Source organism: Streptomyces sp. NPDC039430 (assembly GCF_055639435.1).
Genome location: NZ_JBVKAK010000042.1, coordinates 1 through 2377, shown reverse-complemented (window position 1 = coordinate 2377; position 2377 = coordinate 1). Strand labels below are relative to the sequence as shown.

The 2377-nt window shown below is 67.2% G+C and carries 1 protein-coding gene; it reads left to right on the top strand.

Translation table 11 applies throughout. The features are described 5' to 3' along the window. A partial coding sequence (locus ACZ7LS_RS36765; protein WP_471066472.1) for a condensation domain-containing protein occupies nt 1–2377 on the top strand: 2377 nt, incomplete at both ends.

The following is a 2377-nucleotide window of genomic DNA, read 5'->3' as shown; positions in this document are numbered from 1 at the left end:
CCCGGGAGGATCGTCCGGGGGTGAAGCGGCTGGTCGCGTATCTCGTACCGTCGTCGGGTGAGCTGGATGTGTCGCTCGTACGGGAGCATGCCGTCGGCCTGCTGCCCGAGTACATGGTGCCGTCCGCGTTCGTCGTCCTGGACGAGCTGCCACTGACCGTGAACGGAAAGGTCGACCGCCGTGCGCTTCCCGCGCCCGAGGTCGACGCCGCGGAGGAGTACGTCGCACCTCGCACCAGCCTTGAGATGGCATTGGCCGATGTCTGGGCCGAGGTCCTCGGTGTCGAACGGGTCGGAGTGCACGACGACTTCTTCGAACTGGGCGGAGACTCCATCTCCAGCCTGAAGGTGGTCTCGCGGATCCGTTCGACCCTCAAGGCCGGACTGTCTCCCCGCGCTCTCTTCGACCATCCCACCATCGCCCGCCTGGCCGAGGAACTCCCCGCTCGCGAGGACGCCTCTGATGCGGGCGCGGGTATCGAGCGCGCGGCACGGGACGGCCACCTGCCGCTCTCGTTCGCCCAGGAGCGCCTGTGGTTCCTGGAGAACTTCAATCCCGGCGGGGTGGAGTACAACATCACGGGCGGTCTGCGCCTGACCGGCACACTCGACCTCCCCGCGCTGCGGGCCGCGGTGTCCGGGCTGGTGGACCGGCATGAGGCGCTGCGTACGACGTTCGACTCGGTCGGTGGCCGTGGCGTCCAGGTGGTTCACGCCTCGCTGGACGTACCGGTGCGCACGGTCGTCTCCGCGACCCGGGAGGATCTGGACACCGTCCTGCGCGCCGAAGCCCTTACGCCGTTCGATCTGCGGACCGGCCCGCTGATGCGCGTGCTGCTGGCGGAGGTGTCGGAGAACGAGTACGTCCTTGTGTTGTCGATGCATCACATCGTGACCGATGGGTGGTCGATGGGTGTGGTGACGCGTGAGCTGAGTGAGTTGTACGCGGCTGCGGTGCGGGGTGGGGAGGCGCGGCTCGCGTTGTTGCCGGTGCAGTATCCGGACTTCGCGGTGTGGCAGCGGGAGAGGCTGGCCGGGGAAGCGCTTGATTCCCAGATCGCTTACTGGCGTGAGCAGTTGGACGGTCTGGAGCCGTTGGAACTGCCGACCGACCGCCCGCGCCCGCTGGTACGGACGTCGACCGGGTCCATGCACGCCTTCGAGGTGCCCGCCGACCTCACAGCGCGGCTGGTGGGGGTCGGTCAGGCAGGCGGGGCGAGTCTGTTCATGGTGCTGACGGCGGTGACGCAGTTGCTGTTGTCGCGGTACAGCGGTCAGCGGGATGTGGCGGTGGGGACGGTCGTCTCGGGGCGTGAGCGGGCGGAGTTGGAGGGGCTGGTCGGATTCTTCGTCAACACCCTCGTCCTGCGCTCAAGGATCAACCCGGACGCAGGCTTCGCCGAGCTGCTCGCCGACGTACGAGCGACGACACTCGACGCGTTCGCGCACCAGGATGTGCCGTTCAGCCGGCTGATCGAGGAGCTGTCTCCGGAGCGGGACACCAGCAGGACGCCTCTCGTACAGGCCCTGGTGGCGCTCCAGAACACGCCGATCGGCGAGTTCGAGCTGCCGGGTCTGCGAGTGACCGATGAGGCGATGCCTCGCGAGGCCGCACAGTTCGAGCTGAGTCTGCACTTCCAGGAGACCGGCAGGGGCGGTGGCCTGGCCGCGGTCGCCGAGTTCAATACGGATCTGTTCGATGGGGAGACGGTTGAGCGGTTGTGTGGGCATTGGTTGGTGTTGGCGGAGCGGGTGGTGGCTGAGCCGTTGGTGCCTTTGGTGCGGGTGGGGATGTTGGGTGGGGCTGAGCTTGAGCGGTTGTTGATGGGGTGGGCGGGTCCGGGTGTGGGGGTGGGTGAGCGGTCGGTGGTGGAGCTGGTCCGGGACCGTATCGCTTCGGTTCCTGGGGCGGTCGCGGTGGTGGGTGAGGGTGGTGTGTCGCTGACGTATGGCGAGTTGGGTGTGCGGGTGGATCGTCTGGCGGGGCACTTGGTGGCGCTTGGTGTGGGTGTGGAGTCGCGGGTGGGGGTGTGTCTGCCGAGGTCGGTGGATCTGGTGGTGGCGGTGTTGGGGGTGTTGTGGGCTGGTGGTGCGTATGTGCCGTTGGATCCGGAGTATCCGTTGGATCGGCTGGAGTTTATGAAGGCTGATAGTGGTGTTGAGGTGGTGGTGACGGAGGAGGTGTTGGCGCGTTCCCTGGTGGGGGAGGTGGTGGTGGTTCCTGAGGTGGGGGTGTTGTTGTCGTCGGCGGCGTATGTGATTTATACGTCGGGTTCGACGGGGCGGCCGAAGGGTGTGGTGGTTCCGCATGGGGCGGTGGCTGGTCTGGTGCGGTGGGCGGTGGGTCTGGGTGAGGAGCGGTTCTCGCGGACGTTGTT